The following is a 14,036-nucleotide window of genomic DNA, read 5'->3' on the forward strand; positions in this document are numbered from 1 at the left end:
AGTAGTAGATTTTTAGTATTGGGATTTATTTTTCTGTTATTTTTGTTCTTCGTTTTTAAACCATCCTGAATACATTACATAATTGTTTGAAATACGTTCGATTTCACCTGCAAAGTCAGACTGGTCAATATCTTTTACTTTCTTCGCAGGAACACCCGCAAAAATAGTTCCCGAAGGAACAACTGTATTCTGCGTTAAAACCGCTCCAGCAGCAACAATCGAGTTACTTTCTACAATACAGTTATCCATTACAATAGCTCCCATTCCAATTAATACATTATCCTGTATAGTGCAGCCGTGAACAATCGCATTATGTCCAATCGAAACATTATTTCCAATAATTGTTGGATGTTTTTGATAAGTGCAGTGAATTATTGCACCATCTTGAATGTTTACTTTATTTCCAATTTTTATGAAATGAACATCTCCTCTAATAACCGCGTTGAACCAAACACTGCAAGAGTCACCAAATGTAACATCTCCAACAATTGTAGCATTTTCGGCAACATAGCAATCTTCTGGAATCAAAGGCGATTTCCCATTTACAGATTTAATAAGCATGATATTTTTTTAATTAATTGCCGGACAGTTACAATCGTAACGCTCCTTTTTACAAAATAAATTAATTCCTAAAGTTATTTGATGATATCCTCCAGTATCAAATTTTACATCACCCATAACTTGAGAATAGGTATAAGCAAACATAAAATTTTTATAATTTATACCTATAATAGGGGTGAAATATTGCAGTTTTTGAGATGAAACACCACCTCCAGAAGTAAATTGTGCACCATCGAAACTTCTTCGATAAGACAAAGCTGCCCATAGACTTCCAAAATCCATGTTTTTGTAAGCTTTCATGTTTAAATCGATTGATTTTTCTTTCGTTTGATCAAACAATTGAAACAAAATTGAAGGCTCCCAAGTAATCTTGTCTCTTTTACCAAATACATATCCAGCACTTAAAAGAAACTTTCTCAAATTATTACTTTCATAATCTGTATATAACTCTCGTCGTGTTTCAAGCAGACCTTGAATTGTCGCGTGTGCATAAAAATCAAGAAAATTATACGAAGCACCTATATCTACATTAAAATAAGAGTCTTTTTGAATTGAACCAAAAACAATAGGATCAAAAGTTCCTCCAAATTTAGTTTCATCTAACTGGCTTTGAATCAATCCACCGCTGATACCAAATGAAAGCTGATTTAAGTCGATTTCATCTCTTGAAAACATAAGATGATGTGCATATGTAACTTTCACGCCTTTTTGAGAATGATACCCATTTTTATCATTAAAAACAATAATACCAGCTCCTGATCGCTCACCTACTCTGCCATTAAAACTTAAAGTTTGAAGCGAAGGCGCATCTTCCTGACCAAACCATTGTTTTCTAGCTGTCAATCTAATTTTTGCGCAATTTGCAGCTCCTGCCATCGACGGATGAATCAAGTAATAATTATCTGATAAATAATCTGAATAAACTGGAATTCCTTCTTGAGAATAAGAAAAAAAAGTCGTGATTAAAAAAACAAATAAAAACCTGATTCTTAACATCATAATAACCGATGAGTTTACAAATATTTTATACTCTTAATAATTAAGTACGAATTTCTTCAAAAGAGTCATAATTATTTTATTAAAAAATCAAATATAGGTATTAGTAGAAAATAACTTTAGTAAATTTGCAAAAAATTACTACCATGACAAAAATCACTATAAAAGAAACACAAAATCCTACTATATTAAAGTTCGAATTTGAAGATTTTATTACTCAAAATCAAAACTTTGAGTTCAAAAATATCGACGAAGCACAAGCTTCTCCTTTAGCACAGCAATTATTTTATTTACCATTTGTAAAAACGGTTTATATCTCAGGAAATTTTATTGCTATCGAAAGATACAGTATTGTTGAATGGGATGATGTAAAAGATGCTGTTGCAGAACAAATTGCTGCATTTGTAGACAAAGGCGGTGTTATTATAACAATCGATGAAACTAAGACAAAAAAACAGCCTATTACGGTTTACGGAGAAACAACTCCAAACCCAGCAGCTTTAAAGTTTGTGGTAAGCAGAATGCTGACTAGAAATGCAATTGAGTATAAAAACATCGATCAAACAGCTTCGTCTCCGTTAGCACAAGAGTTATTTAAGTTTCCTTACGTAAAAGAAATTTTTATTGATGAGAACTATATTTCAGTTACTAAATATGAAATCAACGACTGGGCAGAAATCACTTTGGAATTAAGAACTTTTATTAAACAATTTATTGAGAATGGAGGAACTGTTTTAGATGAAAGTTTAGTTCAAACAGCCACTAAAAATGACGTTACAAAAGATGAAGCATTTGACAAACTAGATGTTACATCTCAACAGATTATTAATATTCTTGAAGAATACGTAAAACCTGCAGTTGCTGCAGATGGCGGAAATATCGCTTTTGATTCTTATAATGAAGATGATAAAACGGTAAAAGTGATTTTGCAAGGAGCATGCAGCGGATGCCCATCATCTACTTTTACTTTAAAAAGTGGTATTGAAAACATGCTGAAAAGCATGCTTAATGATGAAGCTATTAAAGTTGAAGCAGTAAACGCATAACAATAGTTTTGCTTTAAATAAAGAAAAGCGTTCGATAATCTCGGACGCTTTTTTTATATCTCATTGTTTTTCAACAAATTATTAGGTTATCAGATTACTATTTCACGAAAAATTCGTTAATATTGTATTATAAACCAATCAATTAGAAAATTATGGGATTAAATTCATTCTTTAAAAATTTATTTGGCACTGCCAAAGAAACCGTGGTTGATCTGGCTGACCAAGCCGAAAGTACTTTTGAACAAGCTAAAGAAGCCGCTGCTCCTTATATCGATAAGGCAGAAACCTTTGCCGATGAAACTATTTCGAAAGTCAAAGAAGCTTCTGAACCTATAATCGCAAATGCCTCTGATTATGCGAATCAGGCAAAAGACATTGTAAGCGAATATGCTGATAAAGCATCTGACGCATTAGACAATGTTGTTGAATCTGTAAAAGAAAAAACGAACGAATTTACCAACAATACTAAAACAATTGCATCAGAAACCGTTGCCGACGCAAGCGAAGCCAGTGCCGCAGAAATAGACAAGATTTCGGATAAAACGGACAAAGATTAAGAATGCATCGCTTTCTATAAAAAGAAATATTTTTATATTTGCACCACTAATACACCTTCTCTGAGAGAAGGTTTTTTTATTCAAAAAAAAAGATGAACATGAGTCCAGAACAACTGAGTAATTACGCAGCAAAATTTATTGACATTCTAATCGATTATTCGCCAAAGCTAATCTCAGCCTTTTTAATCTTATTTGTAGGTTTATATGCAATCCGATTAATCAATAGAGTAATTCGAAAAATAATGGTTAAGAGAAATCTTGATCCTACTTTAACTAAATTTCTTGCCGACATTTTGTTGTGGGCGCTTAGAATTTTATTATTCGTTACTTTTATTTCAAAACTAGGAATTGAAACTTCTTCATTTGTTGCTATTTTAGGAGCAATGGGACTTGCTGTTGGTTTATCGTTGCAAGGATCTCTTTCTAATTTTGCAGGCGGTATGCTGATTATTGTTTTCAAACCTTTTAAAGTAGGCGATACTATCGAAGCTCAAGGGGTTATTGCAACCGTTTTAGAAATTCAAATTTTTGTTACCAAAATGCTTACAGGAAATAACCAAACGGTTTTTGTTCCAAATGGAGCGTTATCAAACGGAACAATTATTAACTACTCAATGCAGGGAGAAAGAAGAGCCGATTTGACATTTTCAATTTCGTATGATTCTGATATTAAAAAGGCAAAAGATATTCTTTTAGATGTTTTAAACAAAAATCCAAATGTACTTAAAGCGCCGGCACCAGAAGTTTTTGTAAAAAATCTGTCTGCCAGCTCTATTGATTTTGCAGTGCGCCCGTGGGCAAAAAATGCTAATTATGGTACTGTTTTTTCTGAAACATTAGAGAATTGCAAAACAGCTCTAGATGAAGCAGGAATTTCTATCCAGCCATACACAATTCAAAAATAAAATAAGTGTTATTTTTTTGATGGCAGTGTCATCATAAAATCTTTTAGATAATACGGTTCAAAATAAGCGACATCTACAGTGTCGCTTTTTTGATATTTATCATAACTGATTTTACTCATTTCTCTAGCTGATGGATATTTAATTTCTTCTAAAAAGATAAAATTTTCTTTTGTTAAAACAGTTTTGCATTTATCAGCACAATCTCCAACAAAATAAATAGTATCTGTATATTCAGCAAAAGAATCCTCGTTTATAATCTCTGCTTGAATTGGTCTTTCTATTTCAATTTTGGCATTAAAAACAGCGCTGTAGACTTCCATTCTTCTAGCATCAAGCATTGGAATAATTTTTCCTTCAGAAATAGAAACCTGCGAAGCTAAAGTTTGCAAAGTATCAACAGCAATTAGCGGAATATTTAATGCAAAACACAATCCTTTTGCTGCCGAAACTCCAATTCTTAAACCCGTATAAGATCCTGGCCCTTGACTTACTGCAACTGCATTTAAATCTTGAACTGAAACTCCAGATTCAGCAATAACCTCTTCAATGAAAACGTGCAGTTTTTCAGCGTGTGAGTATCCTTCTTCAGCGATCTCTTTACATAAAATAGTCTCCCCATTTTTTGCAATGGATACTGAACAATTTTTGGTTGCTGTTTCGATATTGAGAATAAAAGACAATGTGTATAATTTTATAATGTTATTAAAATTTTCTAATAAAATAGCTTGAAATTCCGCCAATTAAAAGCATAAAGACAAAAAACAAAAAGTATGCTACAATAAGATTAATAGTGATAAACCCCAAATAAAGAGCAATTTTTTTAAAAGATGAAAAATACACATATTCTTCATTATAGTATGCACTCTGATAGATTCTAAAGTGTATAATTATAAGAAACAAAACTGCAACAATAAATGCCCCTCCTAATCCATAAAGCATTTCCTCAGAAAAACCACCGTGCAGTGCAATCATCATCTCATAAATGTTTTACTTCTTTGGAGCATCCGCTTTTTTAAGCTTCACTTTATCTCCCGAATTTAAATCTTTAGATACTGTTGTGTAAGGACCTGTAATTACAACATCCCCTGCTTTTAAACCAGACATTACTTCGATATTGGTATCATCCTGAATTCCAGTTTTAATGATTCTGATTTTTGCTTTATCTCCTACTTTTACAAAAACACACTCAAACTTTTTATCGCTTTTTGGAGCTGTTTTTTTGTCTTCATTTGGATCTTCAACTTTAAAGTCTTTTACGGCAGTAGTATCTGATTTTACAACCACAGAACTAATTGGCACTGCTAAAACATTAGTTTTAGTTGTTGTAATAATATCAACTGTAGCAGTCATTCCAGGTCTAAAAGGAGAATATGTACTAGGTTTTCCTTCTAATAAATCTTGGTAAGATTCTTTTAAAATACGAACCTTAACTTTAAAATTTGTTACTTGGTCTGACGTCAAAGTTGTACTTGCTGAGTTTGAAATACTGGTTACAATACCTTTAAATTTCTTTTTCAAATAAGCATCTACTTCAACATTAGCTTCGTCTCCAATTTTTACTTTTACAATATCATTTTCGTTTACATCAACTTCAACTTCCATATTGTTTAGGTTTGCCACTCTCAAAAGCTCTGTACCAGCCATTTGTTGTGTTCCTAAAACACGTTCTCCTAACTCAACATTTAAAACTGAAATTGTTCCGTCTGCAGGAGCATAAATTGTTGTACGTCCCAAATTATCGCGTGCTTCTGTTACCGATGCTGATGCGCTTTGAACATTATAATAGGCATTTTGCTTTGTCGCTTTTGCAACTTCATAGGTTGAAATAGCTTTATCCCAATCTGATTTTGAAATTACACCTTTATCGTACAACGTTTTATTACGTTCGTAACTTGCTTTGGCTTCTTTGAAACTTGCTTCAGATTGCGTTAAACCAGCTTTTGTTCCAGATAAATTGGCAACCGAACGCTCTAAACCAGAAGTGTATAAATCAGGATTTATCTTAACTAATAAATCGCCTTTTTTTACAACTTGACCTTCTTTTACATTTAAAGCAATAATTTCACCTGAAACCATTGATGATAATTTTACTTCTATTTCAGGCTGAATTTTACCAGTTGCTGAAACTGTTTCAACAATTGTTGATGATGCTACTTTAGAAATTTCAACTTCTTTTCCTTCGTCTTTACTTCCTATTACTCCTGCTTTGGAAAGACCAACTAATGCGAAGATAAGTACTACAGCTCCGCCGAGTAAGAAGTAAATTGTTTTTTTTGACATAATAAATTATTTTGAAATAATTGGAACAATTGGAATTCCGAAATAGAATTCGATTATTTTAATCTTAAACATATAATCATATTTCGATCTAATAACATTTGACTGTGCATTTGTCAACAAAGTTTGTGCTTGTGTAAAATCGAATGAATTCATTAAACCAACATCATACTTTTCTTTAGCATAATTATATGCCTGCTGTCTCGCTTCTAACGTTACTACTGTTGACTCATAAGTATTTAAAGCTCCTTTTGCATCTGTAAAAGCAGTATAAACGTTACGTTGCAAATCTAAACTTTTTTGCTCTAAATCTATTTTAGATTTCTCTAAAGTTACTTTGTTTCTTTCAACATTATTTCTAGCAGCAAAACCATTAAATATAGGGACATTCAATTGAAAACCAAAGTTATGCCCTTTATTCTTACTAAACTGATCAAAAATAGGATCTGGTCCAACTGTATAAGGTTTATCATTTGCATCTAGTTTAATCTGATCACTGTAACTTGCTCTCGTGTTAAAACCATAAAAACCGGTAAGTGTCGGCTGATAAGCTCCTTTTGCAATTGCTACATTTTTCTCAGCAATTTCAAGATTAGTCTGAGCCAATTTTAACTCTGTTCTAGTCTCTTTTGCTTTATTGTAAATATCAATAGGATTTTGCGCCATGATGTTATTTTCATCTTTTGCATTCGTGTCATCAACAACATCAAAATCTGTAAATTCTTTAAGCTGCAAAAGCTGCGCTAGACTTAATTTTGAAATCAATAAATTATTCTCTGAAACAGTAATATTTTGCTGATCAGTAGCAACAGTCGCTTTTAAATCGTACAAATCGCCACGCGGAATTGTTCCTGCATTTACCATTTCTTCAGAACGTTTTAAACGTTTTTCATCAATAATAAGCTGCTCTTTTTTTATTTTCAAATCTTCTTTATTCGATAAAATTTGAAGAAAAGCATTTGCCACATTCAGCGAAATATCTTCCTGCATTTTTAACAATTGATATTTTGAAGCTACAATCGATAATTTAGCTTTTCGATATGCGTTTTGATTTTGCAGACCTTTGTAAATATCAACACCAGCATTAAGTCCTACAGAAGAATATTGCGTAGTTTGATTACGCAAAAGTCCTGTTGTAACATCCTGATTCAAACCAATATTCCAAGAATGCGAAGCATTTCCACTTACTGATGGTAAGTAATTACCAAATGCTCCTTTTTTATCAATATCAGCTGTTTTAACATCTAGTTCTGTCTGCTTTATAGTTATATTATTATCTAATGCATATCGTACACATTCCTCTAGTGTCCATTGTTTTGTTTGAGCTTGCCCTGATAATCCTAAACCAAACAACATGGCGAAAACAAGACTATTATATTTATTTATTTTCATATATTTTGAGTGAAAGTACAGCGGCCAAGCTGTACAAATTTAACATTTTTTAAAACCAAAAAACTTCTTATAATTTCAATCTATTTTTTCTCGCCTTCGTTGATTAAACCTTGGTTCCAGATTTTAATATTATCGGTGTTTTTAATACCGCTTTTAACCTGAACATAAATTCCATCACTTACTCCTAAAACTAAATCTCTTCTTTCGAATTTCTTAGGAGCTGTTTCGACTTCAACATATGGTTTTTGTGTTTTTTTGTCAAACTGAACCAATGACTCTTTTATAGCCATTACTTTATCAGCTTTTTCAAGAATAATAGATGCATTTGCACTTAAACCAGCTCGGATAAAAGTACCGTCATTATTTTCTAATTTGGCTTTAATTTCAAACTGAATTGCTCCATTTTCTGTTACTCCTTTTGGTGCTATATCAGTAAGTACGGCTTCAAATTTTTTGTTTTCGATTGCTCCAACTGTAATTTCGATAGGCATTTTCTCTTTAATTTTACCTACTTCAGATTCATCAATTTTTCCAATAAAAATCATTCTACCAACATCGGCAACGCTGGCAATAGTAGTACCTTCGTTAAAGTTATTACTTTCAATAACTTGATTTCCTACTTTTACAGGAACAGCTAAAACCATTCCGTTTACAGTTGAACGAATTAAGGTATTTGCATAGTTTCCTAATGATGTTGTTGTTCCTGTTTTAACAATATCTAAGCTTTGTTTTGCAGCTAAATAATTTTGCTTCGCTTGTTTATAAGCCAATTGTGCTGCATCAAAATCATTAGCAGAAATTACATCTTTATCAAAAAGTGTTTTTTGTCTTTGATAAATTTTCTCTTGATTATCTAAAGCAATTTTTGCGGTTTGCACTTGATTTTGAGTACTGCTTACATTAGATACATTGGCAACGACTCTAATTTTTGCAATCATGTCACCTGCCTTGATTTTTTCTCCTGCTTTGATATAAACTTCTTCAATAATACCTGAAATGTTTGGTTTGATTAAGACTTCTTCATCAGGTTGAATATTCCCAGTCGCAATTGTATTTTTTACAATTGTTTTAATTTCTGCTTTCTCAGTTTTAAATACTATAGGCGGCTCTTGATTCTTTGCGTACAAATAGTAAAGTGCGCCAAAAAAAACTACGGCAATTAAAATTAAAATGGTTACAGTAAATCCTTTTTTCATTTTGTTTTTGGTTTAATCGATTATTTTTGATTGATAATTTTATTCTGTTCGTAAAGCATCTACCGGCTTAACATTAATGGCAGTTTGTGCAGGAATAAAACCTGCCAGCAAACCGGATCCTACTAGGATAAGTAAGGCAACAAATACAACTCCTAAATCTACACTTGGATTGGCAAACATAGTATTACTGCCCGGGGGCATCGAATCTAAAACCATATTTAAAATCGCAATAATTCCAGTTGCAACGGCTATTCCTAACATACCTGAAATGATAGTTAAAAATATAGATTCGGCTAAAATTTGGCCACGAATAGCAGCCGGTGTTGCGCCCAGTGCTCTTCTAATTCCAATTTCTTTGGTTCGTTCTTTAACCACAATAAGCATAATATTTGAAATTCCGATAACACCAGAAATCAAAACCAGAGTTCCAACAAAATAGGCAATGATTTTCAAAATATTAAACAAGCTTTGTACTTTATTAAATTGCTCATACAAATCAAAATTCCCCACTGCTCTGTCATCAGTTGGATTTACAGAATGAAGCGCTTTAATTAATTCTAGAATTTTTGGTTTTAATGACGTAATCGAAGTTTCATCTTTTGCAGTAATAGCCATCCAGCCCACTTTGTCTCCAAAATTAAAAGCCTGCTGAAAAGTGGTAAAAGGAATAAAGATATTCTTTTGCTCCTGCTCTGCATTTCCTCCTTGCTGTTTAGAATTGTAAACGCCAACAACCATAAAGTTTATGCCGTTAATTTTCACATAGGTTCCAATGCATTCCTCTTCCTTACCATAAAGTTCGCTGATAACTCCCTTACCAATTACCGCAACTTTTCTTCTTTCTTGAATATCCTGCTGATTTACAAATCTACCTTTTATAATATCCATCGGCTGCTGTTTAATCAGCTCTGGATAATCTCCGTATACAGTAAATGCAGATGTTTTTGTACCACGAACCACGTTATTTGTCCCGTTAAAATCTCCTAACTGATTCCTTGGCGAAACATATAATAAGTCTGGTAATGCCGCTTTTAAGGCTGCCACATCACTATTTCTAAAATCGTAACGACGTATCTTCGGAAGTCCTTTGTATGCTTTTGAAGTCGTCTGACTCCACATAAACATGGTATTAGTGGCAATTCCGTCAAATCCTTTTTTAATTCCGTTTTCCAAGCCGTTACCTGCCGCCAGTAGAATTACCAGAATAAAAATTCCCCAAAAAACACCAAAAGCCGTCAGAATCGTTCTGAAAGGATTCGCCGTTAAGGCCTGTAAAATCTCGTCCCAATTATCTTTCTTAAACATAATTATTCGTCTCTAAGTGCTACAATAGGTTTAATTTTAGCCGCTCTGTATGCTGGAAAAAATCCAGCAAGCGCTCCCGCAAATACAAGCAGCGCAAGTGTTGTTAATGCCACACTGAAATCTACCTCAGGATTCTGAAAATATTCGCTCTGTACCATCGGTCCAACAAATTCCAACAATAACAAACTCGCAAGCAAACCTACAAAACCAGCAATTGTGGTAATAAATATTGACTCATGAAGAATCATCGTAATAATAGAAAATGGAGATGCTCCTAAGGCTTTTCTAATTCCAATTTCTTTTGTTCTTTCTTTTACAATAATCAACATAATATTACTAACACCAACAACTCCAGCAATAATAGTACAGATACCAACCCACCAAAAAAACAATCTGATGTATAAATTTAAATCATAAAACTGCTTTGCATCTTTAACCGAGTTGTAAACTCCTACTCCACCATCATCATCTGGAGCAACTATATTTTTACTCTTCAATAAATCTTTAAGATCCTGAGTAAATTTTTCAGATTGCGCCAAAGCTTCATCATAATCATTTGTCTTTTTTAAAGTAAAAAACAAATTACTGATTTTATCCCCGGCCCCAAAGGTTCTTTGTACAGTACTCAATGGCAGATATGCTCTCGTTTCTTCTCTTTCTCCTCCCGGATCACTAAAAATTCCAACTACTTTAAAATTAATTTTATTAATTGAAATTTCTTTCCCAAGAGCTTCTTTGTCTTTAAACAAATCCGTTTTTAATTTCATTCCGATAACAGCAACTTTTTCATTATTCTGTAAATCTTTAGCATTTACATATCGTCCCTGAACTATCGTAAGGTTTTCAACAGCGCCATAATCTGGATCAACTCCTCTGTACTGATAATTCCCTGATTCCTTTCCGTATGCGAAAGGCGCTCCCCAATAATTCTGTGTTGAAGCTCTCAAATCTAATTTATCTTCAAACTTTTGAACTGCTTGATTAAAATCGCTGTTACGATACTGAATTCGTCTTCCTGGGTTAAGCCCTTTATACTCCTTTGTTGTTGTACCAGACCAAACCTCGATAAGACCAGCAGCATCACGTTCAAATTGTTTTTCAATACCATTTTGAAGACCTTTACCAGCTCCTAGTAAAATCACCAAAATAAAAATTCCCGAAGCAACGGAAACGCCTGTTAAGAAGGTACGCAGCCGATTCTTAGAAATTGCCTCAAATATTTCTTGCCAACGCTCAATATTAAACATAAGATGAAGCTCTAACTTGTTCTACTAATTTATCATCGATAATTAATCCGTCTTTCAGGACAACATTTCTTTTGCACATTGCGGCAATATCTGGTTCGTGCGTAACGATCAAAATAGTCTTTCCTTCGTCGTTAATTCCTTGAATAAGTTCCATAACTTCGTATGAAGTCTTAGTATCCAATGCACCTGTTGGTTCATCAGCCAATAAAACTTTAGGATTTGATGCTAGTGCTCTTGCAATCGCAACACGTTGCTTTTGTCCTCCTGAAAGTTCATTAGGCAAATGATGTGAATGCGAACCCAAACCTACTTTTTCAAGATACTTTAAAGCAATATCATAACGCTCTTTTCTTTTTATTCCTTGGTAGTATAAAGGCATTGCAACATTATCAAGAGCTGATTTGTAGTTTATCAAATTAAAGGATTGAAATACAAAACCCAAAAACTTATTTCGATATTTTGAAGCTAAAGTTTCATTTAACTTCTTAATTGGGGTTTTGTCTAAAATATAACTTCCCGAATCTGCCTCATCTAAAATTCCCAAAATATTAAGAAGCGTAGATTTACCAGATCCAGACGAACCCATAATCGCAACTAATTCTCCTTCGGCTATATTAAAATTTATTCCTTTTAACACATGTAACTCCGAACTTCCCATTTTATAGGATTTATGTAAATCTTTGATCTCGATCATGGTATTGTTAAATTTTTAAACAATAATAATATTTTTTATAAGTAATTTATGATAACAAAACGTTAATAATTTCGTTTCCATATCTAAATAAGACGGCGATCTTAACCAATTGTTACACTTTTTTAAGATAATTTAATTGTTTTCTTAATTTTGTTGCACTTTAAAAATTTAATACAAATGAAATTTCTTTTAAGGTTATCACTATTTGCAGTATTTACAGTAATTACCAGCTGTTCAACAACTCAAAAACTAGACACGCTAAAACCGGAGCCAGATGACGCAAGTCCCTTAGTTTATGATGCAAACCCGTCTTTCATAAACCTCCCAATAACAGTGAAACTCACTGATATTGAAAGCCAGACAAACGCTTTATTAACGGGATTAATTTATGAGGATAATGATATCGAAGATGACGACATTCAAATGAAAATTTGGAAACAGGCTCCTATAAAAATTCAAAATGACCCTGCCAATCCGGATAAAAAAATAAAAACAATCCTGCCGTTAAAAGCCAATATAAAATACAGAATAGGAACCAAGAAACTAGGAGTTGATCTTTACGATATACGCGAATTTAATTTAAACGGCGTAATTACTTTATCCAGTGAAGCTGCTTTAACAAATTGGAAATTAAATACCAAAACGGAATTCAAATCGCTTGATTGGAACGAAAGCCCTACAATGAGTGTTTTTGGAAAAAATATGCCTATTACTTATTTAATAAATCCTGCTATCTCCATTTTCAAATCTAAATTGGAGCGCAAAATAGATGACGCAATTGAAAAGTCTATGGATTTTAAACCTAATGTTTTATCTGCTTTAGAAAAAATCTGTACACCATTTCAAATGAGTGACACTTATGAAAGCTGGCTGAGAATTGTTCCTGTTGAAATTTACTCGACTAATGCAAAACTTAAAAATGATTCCTTTTTAATGGATATGGGCATGAAATGCAATATGGAAACTATTGTAGGCAAACAGCCCGAGTCTAAATTTAATGCTAATAAAATTGTTTTAAAACCAGTTACAAAAATTCCGAATCAGATTTCAGCAAATATTGCTGCAATTTCGAGTTATGTAGATGCTTCAAAAATTATGACTAAGAATTTTGCTGGACAAGAGTTTGGTTCTGGAAGCAAAAAAATAACGGTTAAAAATGTTACTATTTGGCATAAAGATGGAAAAATGGTAATTGCTCTAGATGTTTTAGGTTCTATAAATGGAACGCTTTATTTAAACGGATTTCCACAATACAATCCACAGACTAAAGAAATCTATTTCGACAAACTTGATTACGTTCTAGACACCAAAAGCAAGTTAATGAGAACTGCAAGCTGGCTCGCACAAGGATATGTAATTCGAAAAATGGAACAAAGCTGTCGTTATTCTATACAGCCAAATTTAGAAGAAGGCAAAAAAAACATGGCTGCTTATCTTAAAAATTACTCGCCTATGCCAGGAGTTTTTGTAAATGGAAAAATGGAAGATATTCAGTTTGACAAAATACAGTTAACGAATCAAGCGATCATTGCCTTTATAAAAATTAATGGAACGGTAAATGTATCAGTTAATGGATTGAAATAAACAAAGAAAAAGGCAGAATAATTATTCTGCCTTTTTCTTTTTAGATTGGTACATCTTATAAATAAGATACCCAATTATACCTACAAGTAAATATGGAATAACCATTAAATAAACGATCCCGTCATTTACTGCTTCTGCTTTTTTTACATTTGAATCGCCGCCAAGTGCAGCTCTACACATTGCACATTGTGCATTTGCAATAACTCCAACAAAGAATAACAAGATTACAAAAGACATTCTTTGCATCCTGAAACTTGAAACTTGAAACTTATTTTT

The 14,036-nt window shown here is 32.9% G+C and carries 15 protein-coding genes; 4 read left to right on the plus strand and 11 right to left on the minus strand.

Annotation, left to right across the window (positions count from 1 at the left end; translation table 11 throughout):
- Positions 1 to 36 precede the first annotated feature (36 nt).
- Positions 37 to 561 carry a gamma carbonic anhydrase family protein gene (locus tag BOW57_RS17825; protein WP_129056223.1) on the minus strand — a complete coding sequence of 175 codons (525 nt, stop codon included), beginning with the start codon at positions 559 to 561 and terminating at the stop codon, positions 37 to 39.
- A 9-nt stretch (positions 562 to 570) separates the two neighbouring features.
- Positions 571 to 1,560 (minus strand): type IX secretion system membrane protein PorP/SprF, encoded by a 990-nt coding sequence (locus BOW57_RS17830; protein ID WP_129056225.1) that lies wholly within the window; start codon positions 1,558 to 1,560, stop codon positions 571 to 573.
- Positions 1,561 to 1,703: 143 nt separating this feature from the next.
- Between BOW57_RS17830 and BOW57_RS17835 the strand changes: the two genes are divergently transcribed.
- The 3 genes from BOW57_RS17835 (at position 1,704) to BOW57_RS17845 (ending at position 4,065) form a co-directional block, all read left to right on the plus strand.
- Positions 1,704 to 2,603 (plus strand): NifU family protein, encoded by a 900-nt coding sequence (locus BOW57_RS17835; protein WP_129056227.1) that lies wholly within the window; start codon positions 1,704 to 1,706, stop codon positions 2,601 to 2,603.
- Between the two features lie 152 nt (positions 2,604 to 2,755).
- Positions 2,756 to 3,160 (plus strand): hypothetical protein, encoded by a 405-nt coding sequence (locus BOW57_RS17840; RefSeq protein WP_089054454.1) that lies wholly within the window; start codon positions 2,756 to 2,758, stop codon positions 3,158 to 3,160.
- A gap of 92 nt (positions 3,161 to 3,252) precedes the next feature.
- Positions 3,253 to 4,065 (plus strand): mechanosensitive ion channel family protein, encoded by an 813-nt coding sequence (locus BOW57_RS17845; protein WP_089054453.1) that lies wholly within the window; start codon positions 3,253 to 3,255, stop codon positions 4,063 to 4,065.
- 8 nt (positions 4,066 to 4,073) lie between these two features.
- Here BOW57_RS17845 and tsaB read toward each other — a convergent pair whose 3' ends face one another.
- The 8 genes from tsaB to BOW57_RS17885 form a co-directional block, all read right to left on the minus strand.
- On the minus strand, positions 4,074 to 4,745 hold the full coding sequence (tsaB, locus tag BOW57_RS17850) for a tRNA (adenosine(37)-N6)-threonylcarbamoyltransferase complex dimerization subunit type 1 TsaB (protein ID WP_129056229.1): 672 nt from the start codon (positions 4,743 to 4,745) through the stop codon (positions 4,074 to 4,076).
- A gap of 22 nt (positions 4,746 to 4,767) precedes the next feature.
- Positions 4,768 to 5,040 (minus strand): hypothetical protein, encoded by a 273-nt coding sequence (locus BOW57_RS17855; RefSeq protein ID WP_129056231.1) that lies wholly within the window; start codon positions 5,038 to 5,040, stop codon positions 4,768 to 4,770.
- 12 nt (positions 5,041 to 5,052) lie between these two features.
- Positions 5,053 to 6,345 (minus strand): efflux RND transporter periplasmic adaptor subunit, encoded by a 1,293-nt coding sequence (locus BOW57_RS17860; RefSeq protein WP_089054451.1) that lies wholly within the window; start codon positions 6,343 to 6,345, stop codon positions 5,053 to 5,055.
- Between the two features lie 6 nt (positions 6,346 to 6,351).
- Positions 6,352 to 7,734 carry a TolC family protein gene (locus tag BOW57_RS17865; protein ID WP_129056233.1) on the minus strand — a complete coding sequence of 461 codons (1,383 nt, stop codon included), beginning with the start codon at positions 7,732 to 7,734 and terminating at the stop codon, positions 6,352 to 6,354.
- Between the two features lie 80 nt (positions 7,735 to 7,814).
- A complete protein-coding gene (locus tag BOW57_RS17870) occupies positions 7,815 to 8,930 on the minus strand; it encodes an efflux RND transporter periplasmic adaptor subunit (RefSeq protein ID WP_089054449.1) in 1,116 nt (371 codons plus the stop codon).
- A 39-nt stretch (positions 8,931 to 8,969) separates the two neighbouring features.
- Entirely contained in the window at positions 8,970 to 10,235 is a 1,266-nt protein-coding gene (locus BOW57_RS17875) for an ABC transporter permease (protein WP_089054448.1), read from the minus strand.
- A gap of 2 nt (positions 10,236 to 10,237) precedes the next feature.
- A complete protein-coding gene (locus BOW57_RS17880) occupies positions 10,238 to 11,482 on the minus strand; it encodes an ABC transporter permease (protein ID WP_129056235.1) in 1,245 nt (414 codons plus the stop codon).
- On the minus strand, positions 11,475 to 12,176 hold the full coding sequence (locus BOW57_RS17885; protein ID WP_089054446.1) for an ABC transporter ATP-binding protein: 702 nt from the start codon (positions 12,174 to 12,176) through the stop codon (positions 11,475 to 11,477). Before BOW57_RS17885 ends, BOW57_RS17880 begins: the two co-directional genes overlap by 8 nt.
- A gap of 177 nt (positions 12,177 to 12,353) precedes the next feature.
- On the opposite strand from BOW57_RS17885, the gene BOW57_RS17890 reads away from it, so the two are divergent.
- The gene (locus tag BOW57_RS17890) at positions 12,354 to 13,760 is read left to right on the plus strand and encodes a DUF4403 family protein (protein ID WP_129056237.1); all 1,407 of its coding nucleotides are present in this window, start codon (positions 12,354 to 12,356) and stop codon (positions 13,758 to 13,760) included.
- A 21-nt stretch (positions 13,761 to 13,781) separates the two neighbouring features.
- Here the strand turns inward: BOW57_RS17890 and BOW57_RS17895 are convergent, their stop codons facing one another.
- Positions 13,782 to 13,997: a hypothetical protein gene (locus BOW57_RS17895; RefSeq protein WP_370432627.1), complete on the minus strand. Its 216-nt coding sequence runs from the start codon at positions 13,995 to 13,997 to the stop codon at positions 13,782 to 13,784.
- Positions 13,998 to 14,036: the final 39 nt, after the last annotated feature.

The sequence above is a fragment of the Flavobacterium sp. YO64 genome (assembly GCF_004119505.1).
Lineage (GTDB): Bacteria > Bacteroidota > Bacteroidia > Flavobacteriales > Flavobacteriaceae > Flavobacterium > Flavobacterium oncorhynchi.

Coding starts and splice junctions, on each gene's coding strand:
- BOW57_RS17860 (WP_089054451.1), bottom strand. CDS start 6,345: ATGTCAAAAAAAACAATTTACTTCTTACTCGGCGGAGCTGTAGTACTT.
- BOW57_RS17855 (WP_129056231.1), bottom strand. CDS start 5,040: ATGATGATTGCACTGCACGGTGGTTTTTCTGAGGAAATGCTTTATGGA.
- BOW57_RS17845 (WP_089054453.1), top strand. CDS start 3,253: ATGAACATGAGTCCAGAACAACTGAGTAATTACGCAGCAAAATTTATT.
- BOW57_RS17885 (WP_089054446.1), bottom strand. CDS start 12,176: ATGATCGAGATCAAAGATTTACATAAATCCTATAAAATGGGAAGTTCG.
- BOW57_RS17835 (WP_129056227.1), top strand. CDS start 1,704: ATGACAAAAATCACTATAAAAGAAACACAAAATCCTACTATATTAAAG.
- BOW57_RS17840 (WP_089054454.1), top strand. CDS start 2,756: ATGGGATTAAATTCATTCTTTAAAAATTTATTTGGCACTGCCAAAGAA.
- BOW57_RS17880 (WP_129056235.1), bottom strand. CDS start 11,482: ATGTTTAATATTGAGCGTTGGCAAGAAATATTTGAGGCAATTTCTAAG.
- BOW57_RS17825 (WP_129056223.1), bottom strand. CDS start 561: ATGCTTATTAAATCTGTAAATGGGAAATCGCCTTTGATTCCAGAAGAT.
- BOW57_RS17895 (WP_370432627.1), bottom strand. CDS start 13,997: ATGTCTTTTGTAATCTTGTTATTCTTTGTTGGAGTTATTGCAAATGCA.
- BOW57_RS17875 (WP_089054448.1), bottom strand. CDS start 10,235: ATGTTTAAGAAAGATAATTGGGACGAGATTTTACAGGCCTTAACGGCG.
- BOW57_RS17865 (WP_129056233.1), bottom strand. CDS start 7,734: ATGAAAATAAATAAATATAATAGTCTTGTTTTCGCCATGTTGTTTGGT.
- BOW57_RS17870 (WP_089054449.1), bottom strand. CDS start 8,930: ATGAAAAAAGGATTTACTGTAACCATTTTAATTTTAATTGCCGTAGTT.
- BOW57_RS17890 (WP_129056237.1), top strand. CDS start 12,354: ATGAAATTTCTTTTAAGGTTATCACTATTTGCAGTATTTACAGTAATT.
- BOW57_RS17830 (WP_129056225.1), bottom strand. CDS start 1,560: ATGATGTTAAGAATCAGGTTTTTATTTGTTTTTTTAATCACGACTTTT.